The 16391-nt window shown below is 35.7% G+C and carries 15 protein-coding genes; 1 reads left to right on the top strand and 14 read right to left on the bottom strand.

All coding sequences use genetic code 11. From position 1 onward, the window contains the following. Positions 1-3: 3 nt before the first annotated feature. From FE005_RS09090 to FE005_RS09030, 13 genes are all read right to left on the bottom strand, one after another. On the bottom strand, positions 4-483 hold the full coding sequence (locus tag FE005_RS09090) for a PTS sugar transporter subunit IIB (RefSeq protein ID WP_138371673.1): 480 nt from the start codon (positions 481-483) through the stop codon (positions 4-6). Further along, complete coding sequence (locus FE005_RS09085) at positions 480-2261, bottom strand: beta-galactosidase family protein (RefSeq protein WP_138371672.1); 1782 nt, start codon at positions 2259-2261, stop codon at positions 480-482. Before FE005_RS09085 ends, FE005_RS09090 begins: the two co-directional genes overlap by 4 nt. Positions 2262-2307: 46 nt before the next feature. Next, positions 2308-3303, bottom strand: a complete 996-nt coding sequence (gene lacD, locus FE005_RS09080; RefSeq protein ID WP_005471951.1) for a tagatose-bisphosphate aldolase — start codon at positions 3301-3303, stop codon at positions 2308-2310. Positions 3304-3318: 15 nt separating this feature from the next. Next, the gene (locus FE005_RS09075) at positions 3319-4488 is read right to left on the bottom strand and encodes an SIS domain-containing protein (RefSeq protein WP_138371671.1); all 1170 of its coding nucleotides are present in this window, start codon (positions 4486-4488) and stop codon (positions 3319-3321) included. Between the two features lie 15 nt (positions 4489-4503). Beyond that, positions 4504-5238: a GntR family transcriptional regulator gene (locus FE005_RS09070; protein ID WP_060814969.1), complete on the bottom strand. Its 735-nt coding sequence runs from the start codon at positions 5236-5238 to the stop codon at positions 4504-4506. Between the two features lie 651 nt (positions 5239-5889). Next, entirely contained in the window at positions 5890-6591 is a 702-nt protein-coding gene (locus FE005_RS09065; protein ID WP_081131259.1) for a hypothetical protein, read from the bottom strand. Positions 6592-6748: 157 nt separating this feature from the next. Continuing rightward, on the bottom strand, positions 6749-7588 hold the full coding sequence (locus FE005_RS09060; protein WP_138371670.1) for an MBL fold metallo-hydrolase: 840 nt from the start codon (positions 7586-7588) through the stop codon (positions 6749-6751). A 425-nt stretch (positions 7589-8013) separates the two neighbouring features. Then, positions 8014-9192, bottom strand: coding sequence for a tyrosine-type recombinase/integrase (locus tag FE005_RS09055; protein WP_103301290.1), 1179 nt, complete (start codon positions 9190-9192; stop codon positions 8014-8016). Positions 9193-9294: 102 nt separating this feature from the next. Beyond that, a complete protein-coding gene (locus FE005_RS09050; protein WP_099098440.1) occupies positions 9295-9606 on the bottom strand; it encodes an AlpA family transcriptional regulator in 312 nt (103 codons plus the stop codon). Positions 9607-9954: 348 nt separating this feature from the next. Further along, the gene (locus tag FE005_RS09045) at positions 9955-10200 is read right to left on the bottom strand and encodes a helix-turn-helix domain-containing protein (protein ID WP_002360096.1); all 246 of its coding nucleotides are present in this window, start codon (positions 10198-10200) and stop codon (positions 9955-9957) included. Then, positions 10194-10595, bottom strand: coding sequence for an RNA polymerase sigma factor (locus FE005_RS09040; protein ID WP_099098469.1), 402 nt, complete (start codon positions 10593-10595; stop codon positions 10194-10196). Before FE005_RS09040 ends, FE005_RS09045 begins: the two co-directional genes overlap by 7 nt. A gap of 709 nt (positions 10596-11304) precedes the next feature. Continuing rightward, on the bottom strand, positions 11305-13140 hold the full coding sequence (locus tag FE005_RS09035) for a beta-galactosidase family protein (RefSeq protein ID WP_138371669.1): 1836 nt from the start codon (positions 13138-13140) through the stop codon (positions 11305-11307). A 77-nt stretch (positions 13141-13217) separates the two neighbouring features. After that, on the bottom strand, positions 13218-14573 hold the full coding sequence (locus tag FE005_RS09030) for a PTS sugar transporter subunit IIC (RefSeq protein WP_103301360.1): 1356 nt from the start codon (positions 14571-14573) through the stop codon (positions 13218-13220). A gap of 142 nt (positions 14574-14715) precedes the next feature. Here FE005_RS09030 and FE005_RS09025 point away from each other — a divergent pair, with 142 nt between their 5' ends. After that, positions 14716-15573, top strand: a complete 858-nt coding sequence (locus tag FE005_RS09025; RefSeq protein WP_103021693.1) for an AraC family transcriptional regulator — start codon at positions 14716-14718, stop codon at positions 15571-15573. 139 nt (positions 15574-15712) lie between these two features. Here FE005_RS09025 and FE005_RS09020 read toward each other — a convergent pair whose 3' ends face one another. Continuing rightward, complete coding sequence (locus tag FE005_RS09020; RefSeq protein WP_086338632.1) at positions 15713-16141, bottom strand: GNAT family N-acetyltransferase; 429 nt, start codon at positions 16139-16141, stop codon at positions 15713-15715. Positions 16142-16391: the final 250 nt, after the last annotated feature.

Raw genomic sequence — 16391 nt, 5'->3', positions numbered from 1 at the left:
CTCCTATCTTTCTAAAAGGCTCATAAAGTTTTCAGCTTTATCGCTAGGGACCATTTGTGCAAAAAGTTTCACATCTTTGCTAGCAAGTTCTTTGAAATCAGCAATATCTGCGGGAACAACATTGATTGACTTGGTAATAGACTTTGTTTCAGCCGTTTGGGACATGTTTCCAACATTTATTTCAGTGATCGGCACACCTAATTCCACTAGTTTGAGCAAACGGTCAGGTTTTTTAGCAACAATCAACAACCGTTGAGAATCATATCTTCCAGCCAAAATATTGGCAGCTGCTTTCTCAATCGGCAAGACACTTAACTTGACCCCTGCAGGCGTTGCTAATTTCAAGCCACTCTTTTCGATTGGATTTTCTGCTACATCGTCGTCCACAACCATAATTCGGCTAATATTCAGCTTGGTCGTCCATAAGTTTGCCACTTGTCCATGAATCAATCGTCCATCAATACGTACACCAATAATACTCATACTTTTTTCGCCTCCATCGTTTTATAAACCGGTTCTTTTCTCAAATGTACTTCTTTTGCAAAGCAGCCCTCCGTTTCAAAAATAATGATTGTATTTTCCCCGTGATTCAAAAATCCGCTTGGTACGTACAATGATAAAATGGGGCCCACTTCCCAAAAGCGTCCAACAGTGACATTGTTGACCAGAACAACTCCTTTGCCGAATCCTGTCAAATCAATAAAAGTATCTCTTTTTTCCTCTAGCACAAAGGAATAACGATAAAACCCGGGTTGTTCTGGATGCCAGTCCCGCGTAAAATCAATTGCTGGTGACTTACTGAAGTCTAGCCAGTAATGAGTCCAGTTGGTCACAAAGTGCAGATCAGCCATCACACCTCTACTAATCCCTTTTCGCTGGGTCTCTGCTGTCAGCTTATGTCCATAGTTGACTCGTCCCATATTTTCTACTAGAATATCCAATTGATTTTCTTCTGCCGCTTGCTTAATCAATAAGTCTTCACCAATTTCTCCTTGATATTGCGTTGCAAGGAATGTTTCATTCAAGAAAATCTGGGCACGATCATTTCCATCAATGATCCGGAGCTTTTCTGTTTCCGCGTCTCGCCGTTTCTTCGTGCGGTACAACAAATAGCCATAAGGATGGTCCAATTGTTCCATCGTTTGCGGATAAACCGTCTTGACCGGCTGACTGATTTGATCGATAACAGAAAACAAACTGACTTTATCTTGTAGTTGAAGTTCCATTGATAGAGATGTTTTGCTGCGCGGTTCGTGCTGTTCATATTCTGGAAAATGTTCTTTTAGCATTTTCTGCAATGCGTAATACTTTGCTGTCGGATTCCCTTGCTCATCCAATGGTGCATCGTAGTCATAGGAAGTGACCTGCGGTAAATCGACTGCGCCTCTAGCCGAACAACCATTCATAAATCCAAAATTGGTTCCCCCGTGAAACATATATAAATTGACACTACCGATTTCCAAAGCTTCTTTGACTGATTCAGCGAGATCATCTGGGTCTCTCCGAATAATTGGTTCATTCCAGCGATTGAACCAGCCATCCCAGAATTCCATACACATCAAAGGCCATTTTTTGTTGTGCTGATCAAAAAAATTCTGCATCGCTGCAAAGTTTTCTTTTGCCCGGGAACCAAAATTCCCTGTGACCAATACATCGTCTTCAATCAAGCTGCCAGCTCGTAAAGCGGCTTGCCAAGGACCATCCGAAGTAAATAAAGGCATATCAATGCCACGGTTTGTCAGCATTTCTTTGATAGCTCTCAAATAAGCTTTTTCTTCACCATATGACCCATATTCGTTTTCCACTTGGATCATTAGAATGTTCCCTCCATGACTCAACTGGTAGGGAATGATTTTTGGAAGTAATACATCGTAGTATTCCGCCACATGCGCTAAATAGCTCGGATCACATGCTCTTAATCGTCCAGACTCCTTTAGTAGCCAAGCAGGTAACCCGCCGAATTCCCATTCGGCGCATATATATGGAGAAGGTCGCAGGATGACATACAGACCAAGCTCTTGTGCCAAGGACAAAAAACGCTCTAAATCAAGAATGCCTTCAAACTGAAATAACCCTTTATGCGGTTCGTGCAAATTCCAAGGCACATAGGTTTCGACGGTATTAAATCCAAGCGCTTTCAAATTATAAAGAGAGTGCTCCCAATCATCCGGATGGACCCGAAAATAATGAATCGCACCAGATAGTAGTTTAAAAGGAGAACCATTCATTAAAAACTCTTCTTTTATTTCAAACGTAGCCATGTTCTGCTCCCATTCATTAGTAGTCAGCTTTGCAAGGTGAATTGCTCTATTGGACTGGCTGTACTACTTTCTCATGCCACGAAACGGCAGTTTCTCTTATCACTTCATTCAATTGACGAATGTTTTGTGTCCCTTGTTCTGTCAGCCATTCTAAAGTTGCCGCTTCTCCTTTTTCAACAAAAGGAGCGACTGCATCTTTCCAAGTTGCTCTGCCACAGAGTACACCGTTGAATCGTGCCCCAGCATCTTTGGCAAAACGCAATGTTTCCATGAATAATGCCGCTGAGACCCCAGCACTTAAGAAGATATATGGCAAATCTGTTGCGTCGCTTTGTTCTTTAAAATAAGCGGCAGCTTCTTGACGTGTATAGGCGATCTCCCCTGTTGCACCCCCTTCAACAAATGACATGTTTACTGGTACTTCAACCTTTAAGACATCTACTTTATACTGGGTTTTCGAGAATTCTTTCATCATTTCGATCACTTTGCGCGGCTTTGCTTTGGCATAGGAAAGCGATTTCGTATCTACATTTTTAGCATCATATGACAATAACTCTAAATAAAATGGCAGTCCTTCAGCCATGCATTCGCTTCCAATTCGTTCAACAAAAACTTGCTTGTGAAAATTGATTTCCTCTTCTTCATCGCAATCGTAATACAGCAAAAATTTCACCGCATCAGCACCTGATTCTTTAAACCGAATAACTGAACAATCCGGAAGCAAATCAGGAAAGCGACCAGGAACGGTTTGATCGTAACCGGTTTTCTCATATGCTAGCAAAAGACCGCTCTCTGCTGCACGTTTTTGTGCAGCAGGCAACCCATATTCTGGATCCAATAAAATGGCTGAGGCATAGGGCGTCAATTCTTGTGAAATCAGGGTTTTAAACCGCTCAATCGTTTCTTTCGTCGCTTCCATCCCTAAAGCTGACATCATTTTCTTCAGTGCACCACGCTGATCAATCGCCAGGGCGGTAATAATGCCTTCCGGCGTCGATAAACGTTCCATTGCTTGTCTTTTATTTTCGGACCATTCTAACATGCTTCACACTCTTTCCTAATTTTCATATGGATAAATCGTTACACCTTTGACCACACGATTGACTGTTCCACTTGGCGATGGTGTATCTGGTGTATTACCAACCTTCACCGAACAAAGTAATGCGATCGTTTGGGCTACCATGATATCTGCTAAAGCAAGATAGCCATCCGGCAGTAACGAATCTGCAGCTAACTCAAAGGAATCACCACTAAACAATGAACCCTTTTGACCAATTCCAACAACGCGTTGGGCAATACCGTCATTTTTGATTTCGTCCAGCATATCTACATCGTATTTCTGCGTATATGAGTCATTGCTGACAAACAGGAAAACCAATGTTTGCTCATTGACAAAAGATTTGGGACCATGTCTGAATCCTAAAGATGTATCAAAAACGGTTGCGATTTTTCCAGCAGTTAACTCGAGAACTTTTAATTGCGCTTCTCTAGTCAATCCGCCTAAGCTTCCCGAACCTAAGTAAATGATGCGATGAAAGTCTGATGCCAGATACCCTTGGATCTCTGATTCTCGTTGGATGACTTCTTCTCCTAGTCGGCTTAATTGATGAACATATCTTTCTTTTTGCTGATTGCTTGCTTGATCAAAAATAAGTAGCGCAGTCAGCGTCATACAGCTGAAACTGCTTGTCATAGCAAAACCAGCGTCATTGGCTTTGTTTGGCATTAGTAAAACTAGATTTTCTTTTTTTGTAGGCATTTGTGTAGCCAATAATCCGTCTGGTGCACAGGTGATCACGATATGATAGATCTTGTTGACCAGCTGATTGGCCATCTTAACTGCGGCTAGACTTTCTGGACTATTTCCACTGCGGGCAAATGAGACCAAGATCGTTGTCTCATCAGGAATCAGGTATTCTTTTGGCGTAGCAACGATATCGGTCGAACCAATACTTTGAAAAATGAACTGGTTCGTATTTCCTTGACTAGTAAGAAACGGAATTAGTGTATCCCCCACATATTGAGAGGTTCCGGCCCCTGTAAAAATGACGCGGATCGGTCGCTCTCCAGCATGTTGTTTCGCATCCGTAAACAAACGATCTAGATCTGCGACTATTTCTTGATAACGGTCAAACGTCTCATGCCACAGTTCCGGTTGTTGTCGAATTTCTCGGGTAGTATTTTCTGCTCCTAGCTTTTGCAGTTCTTCTTTTGACAACATAAACATTTTCTTTCCTCCAATTCAGTTAGTGGAACGCAGATGCCTGATCTTATAATGAAACTTATCGGCCCGTGCCACACTTAATGTAAATTCAATCACTTCGTTCTCGAGATTATAGGTTGAGCGAACTAAATGGAGCACTGGTGATCCTTCTGGAATATTTAGCAGCTCACTATCTTCTTTCTGGGCAATACTGGCATAAAATTCTTCGTCAGCCGATCGTACCATTTGATTGAAATCTTCAGAAAACAAATCGTATAACGGTTTTATCGATAGCAGTTCCCGAGATAGTGTCATAAATAGCTTCACTGGCAAATAGGATTTCTCGATCATCATTGGCAGATCGTCGGCTAAACGCAAACGGTCTAACTGAAACAAAGGTTCACCTAATTGAACATTCATATGCCCCGCTAAATACTTGGTTGCTTCAATCTTCTTGAAGGCCAATATCTTGGTTTCAGGATGTTTGCCCATTGCCCGCATTTGTTCGGTAAAACTATATGCGCCAGCTAGATCAGTCGCATTTGTCCTTAATTCCGAAACAAAGGTTCCTTTTCCATGTTGTCGATAAATGTAGCCCATTTTTTCCAGTTCTTGCAATGCTAGTCGCACCGTCGTGCGACTAACGCCATAAAAACTGGTCAACTCTCTTTCTGATGGCAGCTTATCATGAGCGACCATACTGTTTTCGATTCGTTGTTTCAATATTTCTACCAGCTGATAATAAAGTGATTTTGATTGAAATGTATTTTGCATCGATGTCTCTCCTAACTGGTTATAACCACAATACAAGTATAGTAGTGGTATTTTTTATGAGTCAATACTAAGAACAGTTTTTTTTGTATTTTCATTTTTGGTCTTGTTAATATGATTGGTATCATTGACTTTAACAGGCATAAAAGAAAATGAAAAATGATTTTCCAACTATTTTCATTCAAGAACAACTTCTATTTTTTTCTTTTTCGCACTTCAACTGGTATCTTTTCTTATTAGCTACACTCCTTCATCAGCAAGCGGTTTATCTCAAACTATCAAAAAAAGCGAATCGAGGAGATCAAATATAGGTCCTCAACTCGCTTATTAAACTGACGATAGCGTTATACGTGCTAGACGATTTCCAAGTGGCTCAAAGATAGCTCTCCACCCCTGTCATATGCGGTAATAATCATTTCTGAAGCTGAGAGATCCATTATTTGCTGATAAGTTCACCCATTGTGAGAAGTAATTGGCAACAGAGATCCCTTTTTCAGTCAATCACTTGAGATCCATCCATTCTTGCTTCATTCGACTATTGTGATATGATTGACCATTGAATCAGCATGTTTCTGCCCCCTGCAATCCATTGAGCCGCAAGTAAAACAACCTGATTCATTTCTAAAAGATGATTATTCTTCCACAATAGCATCTTTATCCTTCCCAGTTAATCGAATATAAGCTATTTAGAAATTCTTCCCATACTTCTTTTTTTATATCACTCTCTAAGACAAACTCAAAAACTTTTTCAATCTTTAAATTATCGTCATCTAGTCCTGCATACCATTTGTAATCAGGGGCCTCATTTTTCATACGATCCTCAAATAACTTTTCTATACATTTGTCAGTAAGAAAGTTATCTGTTTCTTGACTTGTTCGTTTGTAGAATTTCCATATATTGCCATTTGTATACAAAACTTTTTTAAACCATAGTATTTGTCCTAAGAGTTGGCCTAAATCTTGATTCAATTCATTTCCTGGTTTTTTTGCTTTCTCAAATTCTGATATTAGATCGATTGATTCTAGATCTAATAGCTTCTCATCGACATTTTTTACTTCAACGCAGCCATAAATCAAATTTTTATTCGCTATATTTACACTTCCCCCGGCAAGATTATCTGAATTATCAAACCGTTCATCCAAGATGACAAAATCAGGAAATGAAGATAAGCCATAGAATATCTGACCTTTTGGACTCCTACTTCGCAAGCTTACATCTCTTAAAGATAGCCTAGACATATTTTTGCCAGCCTTAATCATTTCCGCAACTAGATGATATAGGTCATTTTCAATCCAGTTTTGTCTTTTAATCAGGTTTAATTCTCGCATATAGTATTCAAATTTCTGATTTCTCATGAAAAATCATTCCTCTTTATTTACTCATTTCTCTAGCACCTAAATCTCGCTGGACATCGTTTCCCACTTAACACGCTATTTTCATGATCTATTTTTATTGTTTGCCTCCCTTATGAGTTGTTGACATTCAGTATTCAGGAATTAATCGTCAGACGGATTAAAGATGGATCTCCAACCCGTCATATGCGGTAATGATCATTTCTGAATCTGAGAGATCTGCCATCTCTTGATAGGTTCTCCCTCCATTGTGAGAGAAATGATTGGCGACAAAGATCGTCTTTTCAGTCGCTAACTTGCGATCCATCAGCTCCTGTTTCATTTGAATATTTTGCGACCAATTCATATGATTGGCCATCTGGTCAGCATTGGTCTGCCCCGTGCAATCCATTGATACACAATCAAAAATAAACTTATTTGCTTCTAAAAAAGCAAACATCTCTTCCGTCAAGTAGCCTGTATCGTGTCCATAGAGAAGTGTTTTGCCTGTTGGATCTTTGATGACATAGATAAAACAATCTTCGGCAAAATGACCATGTTGTGCCGGTAAAGAATACACTTCATAGCCATTGATCCATGTTTTTTGATACGCTTCCAAAAGATGATACGTCAGGCGTTGTTCATCGTAACGTCCTTCCAATTGGAACGCTCGGTCATAAAAACCTTTCACATAGGCATTGCCATAGACAGCCAATTGAGTCGTGATCCCATTGGCATATCCGGACATTCGATAAGCTAAATCTTCTCCGTAAAAATGATCTGAGTGCCAGTGGGTCAGCAATAATGCTTCGACGCGATTATAATCCACTCGACCACTCAATCGGTGCAGGTAACTGTCCCCAGGAAAATCGATCAAAAGCTTGCCATCATCCAACAACGCTTGCGTTTGGGTCCGAATCTCCCGGCCTTTTTTCTCCATCGCATGACGGCAGATCCTACAATTACAAAATATGGCTGGAACACGTTCTGCCGCAGCAGTACCCAAATAAGTGACTTTCATCCTCATCCCTCATTTCAATTTTTATCTTTGTTTAGGTATAGCATAATTTTTATCGACTTTCATGACTTTTTCGAGATTCTAATCAAACTTTTCTTCGGATTCAATCGAATCCTCAGTCAGAACAAAAGACAATTTTCGGGATACTGTTAAAAAATATGCAGCTACATGATCAGCCTTATTTACTTGCGCATAAGGTATTAAAGCAAATGATAGACCCCTCCTGACCAAAAGAAAAAAGCCCTTGAAAACAAGGGCTTTTGCTTCATCTGATAATAAATGATTAACGACGAATTTCTTTGATACTTGTGAAAAGTCTTTACAGTATTGATATAAAAGAATTTTTATTGCCTCTGACTACACTTTGACTAACCTATTAAAAAATTGTTTTTCAAGAATCCTGTAATACCAGTACTTTCACCATCTTTTTAACCTTCTAAAGAATTAAAAGCAGTCAGAGGCTTTAACTTTTCAGTTGATGTTAAATGGCGATATATTTTTGAGGTTGTACTGTCTGTATGACCTAAACGATCCTTTAAAACATCCCAACTGCAATACTCTGCCACTAAACTAGCCATAGTATGACGAGCCAAATGGGTGTGAAAATCTTTGTTAATTCCACATCGCTCTACACAACGTTTAACATGATCGTTTACATATTCACGACGATAAGGAACTCCACGCTTTCCAGGATCGAGATAAACAAATAAATAAGTTTCATCTACAACAAAATTACTATTTCTTTTTGTTTTATTTAATACATCAATTAATTCTTGTAATTTCTCCATCACTAATAGTGTGACGGGTACTCTTCTTGCAGAACTAACAGTTTTTGTAGTTTCTATTCGAAAATCTTTACTTTTTCCTTTTACTGCTGTCTGTTTATAAAACAAAATTTCATTTCGTTCAAAATCTATATCTTGAGGCTGTAAAGCAAGCGCTTCACTCACACGACACCCAGTATAAAACAAAACATGAAAAAGAACAGACATGGGTAACTCTTCATAAACTATCCCATAGTTTAAAAAAGCTCGTAATTCATCCACTGTTAAAAACTTATCTTCTAAACTGTTGATAGACTCTTTTAAATCTTTAACAGATAACTGATATTTAGGCATTTTAACAAACTTCATTGGATTCTCATTTATCAAATTCTTTTTCTTACAATAATTAAAAACCATATTTAGAACCTGAACAAGAGATTGTAAACTATTTTTAGCATAACCAACATTAACGCCATCAATTCCCTTTTCTTTTAAAATGAAAAGGAATTTTTGTAGTTCTTCTGATGATAAACTACTTAATTTTTTATCACCAATCCATCGATTAAGTATTTTCACCTGTTCTTCTCGTTTATCATACGTTGCCACCTTTTGTTCGTTTAGTGATCGATAATATTCAAACCACTTTTGACTAACAACACTAAATTTATCATTACTAGCAAGCCTTTTTTGCTTATTTCTGTGTTGTTTTTCCATTTCAAGATAAGCAAGCTGAGCTTCACGTTTAGAATTAAAACCTCGTCTCGTAGTTCGAAAAGCCTGAAAGTACCAAGTAATTTTTCCCGTTGCAGTAATATGTTTTTTAAAACGACTCATATTTTCCATTTATTCTTACCTCCAATTACGAAGGAACCCAACAATCGGAAGTGCTTGAAAATCTTTCTATCTATGAAATAATTATACAACATGCAGACGAAAAGATAAATTCTACAATAATCGTAATAAATGAAACTGATCGCAAAAATATTCTTCATTTCCTTTTTTTACCCATTCTAAAATGTCATCTCTAAGGTAATGTCCTCTAATGCCAAACCAGCAGCTTGGAAAATCACCTAATTTTATAAGACGGTTTAAAGTACTATCACTTATTTGAAATTGTTCTTTTAAATCTTTATTCGTTAAAACTAATGGTAGTTGATTTATCCTCTTCATTTTATTATTAGAATCCTCTATCTTTTCTGGATGAAACAAATATTTTTCTAACTCTGATGAATTACTTTTATTGTTATTCTTTGACATGATTGTCTCTTCCTTTCTATTAACAATAATTAATCTATCAGCCACTTTTGTCAAAAGTACATAGGAATTTCACCTCTCCCCAAGTTTACGGCGAGCCTTACGGAAGTATCATTATACCAACTTCAAATCATCGCTTTTTATTGACTATAAAAATTATTTCAGAATTTTAATCGCTCCTTCTTTACAATAAGAGATCATGGCGCAACTAAAATATGCTCCTTGAAGTGTTAACGTACTGATAGAATTTATTTAATTTTCAATGATCAATAGATTTTCTAACTAAAAAACTTATCTCTCAAATATTAGAAGATTCTTTTAGATAGAAAAAGTGGAAAGGGGACTTTTTAATTAGTTAACTTTAAATTTCAATATAGCCTCTATCAATTTAATTTCTAGCTGTCTTAGCATATATTCATCTACATAGGTAATAAATTGCCCCACCTCATTAAATCCATTTTTTAAACATAACTTAGTTATATAACCGTGGTAATGTTTAAGTATCATTTTGATTGAAATTGGGTCTTCTTTCAAAGCAGATAAGATAATAGATATAGGAACTAATGGGTAATGTTGGTTCCTTTGTTTGTCTACCATAAGCCATATTCCATTTTCAATTGTTCAACCGCTTTCGTTCGTTGATACCAGATACCACTTGTACTCATGTTGAAAATTTTACCGATCTCAGTATCATTAAAACCCGCAAAATAATAAAGTAAAACAATCTTTTTCCTTGTATCCGATAACTGATCAATTGCTGCTGATAACTTCTGATCTGAAATTAATATCTCCATTCCAAATAAGAAATAAACATCTTGCTCATCTAAATGATTTTGTGAATACTTACCTTCATTTAAATCATTTAATGGTTCCTCATTTTCTTTTATTTTATCGTTTCGTTTTCGAATAGACTTAGCTTCATTGCGTAATACTTTTTTACAGTAGGCATCAAATTGGTGTTGTGTAGATATCTCATTGTTGTTTTGTTGCACGATCAATATGCTCCTTTATCCCCTTTCCACTAATACAACAATCAGAGAATACCTATTTTTCGAAAAACTAGAAGAAAATAAAAACGAACTTCATTTTTTGAATCTACATATCCTGTTCCACTAACATCGTATATTTCACAATAGAATAAATAGGCTTTTGAAATTATGCTTTACTTACAAGAAATCACAGTTATTTTTTGGAGGAAAATAAAATTACTATTCAGAAGATAATTAAAAATATCAATATAACAAAAAAATCAGCATTCAATCCTAATTGTCTGATTGAATGCTGATTTTCTATGCTATACATGTAGCTTGAGTATTCCTTTTTAATTACTCACCAATAATCAATTAGGAATATTACTAAATTTGGAGTTATTTGTACTTGCTCAATTGATATTCTCAAATAACCTAGACTCTCATTTTTTATAGTTTCTTCGAAAAAATCAATGTATCTGTGATGAATCTATAATTATACCTTTTATCAACGATCAAATGCTTAAATTATCTACTATCATTTAGGATAGTTATCGCGAATATAAGTCAATCTCAAAAGAAAGTGTAAACTATTCACTGCTTGAACCATAAATGAAAAGTAAAAATCATTCGAGACTTGTTTAGATAAATATTTGTGATGCGTTAGAATAAGTATTGAGATTTGGAAAAATCGCGACACATACAATGATTGGTTTGCTGCAATAAATTTAAACTAGCTGTCTATATGGTTATGGATATTTGAACCTATTTCAGAAAAATCATTAGTCAAAAGTTTCTTGACTATCGGTTGTCCACAAAAGATGAGCTCATTAATTTCTATCCCTTCCGTTTCAAAAATCACGATCTCATTTGTGCCTTTCTTCAAAAACTCTTTCGGACAATACAAGGAATGAATCGGTCCTCTTTGCCAGTAACGACCTAAGTTGATACCGTTGACGATGACCACCCCTTTGCCATAGCTGCGGCAATCGATAAATGTATCCGCAAGTTCAGTCAACGTGAATTCAGCTTGATAAAAAGAAGGCTGGGCCGGATTTTTACCGGCAGTATAATCGATATTTTTGAGTTGATCTGCTGACAATGTCAATGCATATTGCCGATAGCCTTGATGAAAATGGATGTCTTGCATGATTCCCCCGCGAATGCCTTTCACTTGTGTCGGCCCATTCAATTTAAAGCCATAGTTCACTCGACCTAAGTTCTCTACTAAAACATCTACTTCAATTGATTCTTTCTCTGGCGTACCCTTGATCATCACTTCTTCCCCAAGGTTTTCTTGATATTGAATTGTCTGCAGGTTACCGTCTGCAAAAAGATGCAATCGATCACTGGCCTCCACAACTTTGAGCTTATTTTCGTGATGATAATTTTTTAAGTTTACTGAATAAAGCATATACCCATAACCAGATCCTGCTTCTTCCATCGTTATTGGATACATCGTTTCTTGGGCCGTCATCATCTGGTCTTTTACCGCCAACAGTGAGACGCTGTTTTGCACAGGGAATGTTCCTAAAGAACCAAATGTTTTCCTGCGGGGCTCGGCTTGCCACACTTCAGGACATACTTCTTTAATGGCTCTTTGTACATGGAAGTATTTCTCAGTCGGCTCGCCAGCTTCCGTCAATAACGCATCGTAGTCATAGCTAGTCACTTGTGGCAAATCCAACACACCACGAGCAGAACAACCATTATAAAAACCAAAATTGGTTCCGCCATGGAACATATAGAGATTCAATGAACCCAAGTCTAGCATATCCTTGACTTCATTAGCTAAATCTTGGCCATCACGCTTGATAATCGGTTCTCCCCAACGATTGAACCAACCGTCCCAGTATTCCATGCACATAATCGGCCACTTTTTGTCGTGTTTTGCCATAAATGCCTTCATCACTGCAGCGTTCTCTTTGGAATGACTCCCGAAATTTCCTGTTACGAAAACATCCTCTTCAATCAGTGTGCCCGCATCCAGCACTTCTTCCCAAGCACCATCTGACGTAAATAACGGAACATCGATGCCGAATTCTTCCATCAACTGTTTCGTTTGCCGCAAATACTCTTTCTCCATACCATAAGAACCATATTCATTTTCAACTTGCATCATGATGACTGGTCCGCCATGTGTCACTTGCAAAGGAACTAATTTTGGTAAAAGCGCACTGAAATAAGAACGGACTTTTGCCATAAATCGTGGATCAGTTGAACGCAATCGCAGATTCTCTTTCAGCAGCCAAGCGGGTAGCCCGCCGAATTCCCATTCCGCACAAATATAGACAGATGGCCGCAAAATCACCATCAAGCCAAGTTCTTGCGCCAATGACACAAAAGCAACGATGTCTTTCATTCCCTCAAAGTCATAGACGCCTTCCACTGGCTCATGCAGATTCCAAGGAATATAAGTCTCTACGGTATTCGCACCCAGTGCTTTCAAATTGTATAAACTATCTTCCCATTGTGCCGGTGTCATGCGAAAATAATGGATCGCGCCACTAATCAATTTAGTTGGTTTTCCATCTACCAAAAATTCTTCTTTTATCTCAAACGTTTGCATGTCTTCTACTTCCTTAATATATCAAAAATGAGGCTTATCATACTTCTAATACACACTAACTACGACTTACTAAAAAATTATCCAATTTTCTTATTTGCCATTCTAACAAATGGCAAATAAATTAACGTGGCTAAAAATAAATTAATAATTGATAAAATAATTGATCTCCAATCAAATCCTGTCGAAAAGAATCCATATAAGACCGGTGGCATTACCCAAGTTACATTTTGTGTTACTGGAGAAACCCAACCTAAATCTGTTACTAAATAAGCCACACTAGACATTACAGCAGGACATAACAAAAATGGAATAAATAAAATAGGATTTAATACAGTAGGTAATCCATACATTACTGGTTCACCAATATTAAACAAAACAGGCATAATTCCAAGTTTTGCAACTTCTTTATAATGACTATTTTTTGATACCCAAAAAATCGCAATTAATAAACCTAAAGTTGCATACCAGACAAACGATCCGTATGATACGCTTGTCCAAACATAAGGAATAGTTTCATTGTTTTGATAAGCTTCTAAATTAGCTAATAGAGCCACTCCAAATACACCTTCCATAATAGGCGCCATAACATTTCCACCATGAATACCGAAAAACCAGAAAAATTGTGTTAAGACTGCCACTAATACCACTGCAAGAAAACTTTGAGATAAGCCTAACATCGGTGTTTGTAATACTTTGTATATCCAATCTATAATTAATAAATCCGTAATTTTAGTGAATGAAAAAGTAAAAATAGCTACTATATACAATGAAACTAGAGCTGGAATTATTGATAAAAATGGTTTAGCAATAGCTGGAGGAACTGTATCAGGTAACTTAATTGTCCAATTTTTATTCATGAGTTTACAAAAAATAATTGAAGATAAAAAACCTATGATTATTGCAGTAAAATAACCATTTGAATTAATTTGAGTACCAGGCAACAATCCTGATATAGTCACATTTAAACTGCTACCTGTAACTTTTATTCCCTCAACCCCAGTAAATAGTGTTGTTAAGTCAATATTATTATTATTCGATAAATTGTAAGTTGAAGTCATAGAATTACCTATGGAAATAATAAATGAAGACAGTGCGACTAGTCCTGAAGACAAAGTATCTGTTTTATATATTTTGGCAATATTTACTCCTAAACAATAAATAAAAAGCAAAGCTACTATCGAAATGCTACCTTTAAAAACCAAGTTATTAATATCCACCCACCATTGGAAGAACGACGTAATCTTTTGTAAATTAAACTGATCAGGAATATCAACCAAAAAAGCATTGATTAACAACGCAATTGAACCTGTCATTACTATAGGCATTGTCCCTATAAATGAATCTCTTAAAGCTACCAAAAATCGTTGATTCCCAATCTTAGTAGCTATAGGTAAAACTTTATTCTGAATTGTATTCATTATTTTATCAATCATCACATTCACTCCTTCAAAAAGAAAATAATTAGAAAGCGCTATCCAGTTATAGTATATAAATTTTTTTGACCATTTGAACATGATAATTTATACTTAAAACATGGTATTTTCTTCATAATTAGTTCTATAGAGGAGGATAATAATGGAGGATTTTTGGTATCATAATAAGTCAGTTTCTGCTCCAATTTCCCTTTCCCAATGCGGATATGAATCTTATCATCCCAATTCTTCTATTCGTAATTATATAGTTCAACAAAAATGGATATTTCATTATGTTTTATCTGGTAAGGGATTCTTAGAAGTAGAAACTCAACATTTTGAACTTAAAGAACACGATATTTTCTTTTTTTTTCAAGGTCAAAAAGTGAAGTATTATACAGATAAAAAGGAACCTTGGACACTGATTTGGTTAGGTATACAAGGTGATAAGACTTCTGAATTTTTGAAAGAAACAACTTTACTAAATACTCATACAGTTAGCTTGACTAAGAATATGAATAAAAAAATAAAAAACATACTATTGAAAATAGTATGTGAAAATAGAGAACTAATTGATGAACCGGAAACTTTAAAAGAATTAAGAAATATAGCAAGTATATATGATTTTTTATATCATATTAAAAAAACTTTTTTAGCACCTTCTTTAATCACAAATAAACCAACTCAAGTTAACATTATTGACTATATTAATAACCATTATATGAACGATATTTCTCCTAAAAAAATAGCTCAATATTTTAACATAAGTTACAGTCAGCTATATAAACTATGTATATCTAAATTTAACTCTAGTCCTAAAAAAATAATAACCAATCATAGAATTAGAGTCGCTGTAGATCTACTAATTGATTCCGATAATACAATTAAAGAAATAGCTCAAAAAGTTGGATACAAAGATGAATTTTTATTTTCTAAAACTTTTTCCAAAACTCTAGGTTATTGCCCTTCTAAATTTAGAAAGCTTAATAAAGATCAGTTAAAAAACATAAGATTTAAATAAACAATACACGTTTAAAAAAATAGTTGAAACTAGTTATTTCCCTACTTAACTAGCTTCAACTATTATTACGCTTAATGATATTTCTGCTTTCAACTAATTTTTAAAGGTAACAAGTTAATGTTATAGCTCATATATAGTACTAGATTATCTTAATCAAAAAAAATTTTGTTGTATTCTTAAAAGGAACATCAGGTAATTCTCCAAATACCTTACATCCAAAATGTAAATAAAATTCCAAAGCCTGATAATCTTGAGTTGTTAAATAAATATATTTAACACTATTTATTCGACAATAATTTTCAACTGTATTAAATAATTCTCTTCCAATACCTTTACTCCTATATTTCTTTTTTACAGCGAATAAATCGATATAACAAGTAGAGAATATTACTTTCCCAACAATTCCTCCTGCATAATCATTTTCAATAAAATATGAGAATGATATTTCTTTTTCTTCTCTTTTATAAATTGATTTTTTCTCAGCTAACTCCTCTAGCAATATTTGATTAATTCTTTTTTTATTTTCTAGAATATCAAAACTTTTAATCACATTATAACCTTCAATCATATAATAAATACTTCAATAACTTAGATTTAACTTTAGAAATATAGAAAGTGATTATTTAAACATTTTACCTATCAAACGCGCATAACTCTTAATTTTATTCCTATAGAAATCTTGGTAATAAGTCACCCATTTATTTTAGGGTAATCTATTGTTATAGATTCAATATTTTGTTCCCTAGCCATTTTTTTGTACGAATAGAATGGTTAATTAATACTCTCTATTATATATCTATACATACTAATCTTCTCCA

This window comes from Enterococcus sp. M190262, from assembly GCF_005843965.1.
GTDB lineage: Bacteria > Bacillota > Bacilli > Lactobacillales > Enterococcaceae > Enterococcus_D > Enterococcus_D gallinarum.
This window is presented reverse-complemented; position numbering and strand designations above follow the sequence as displayed.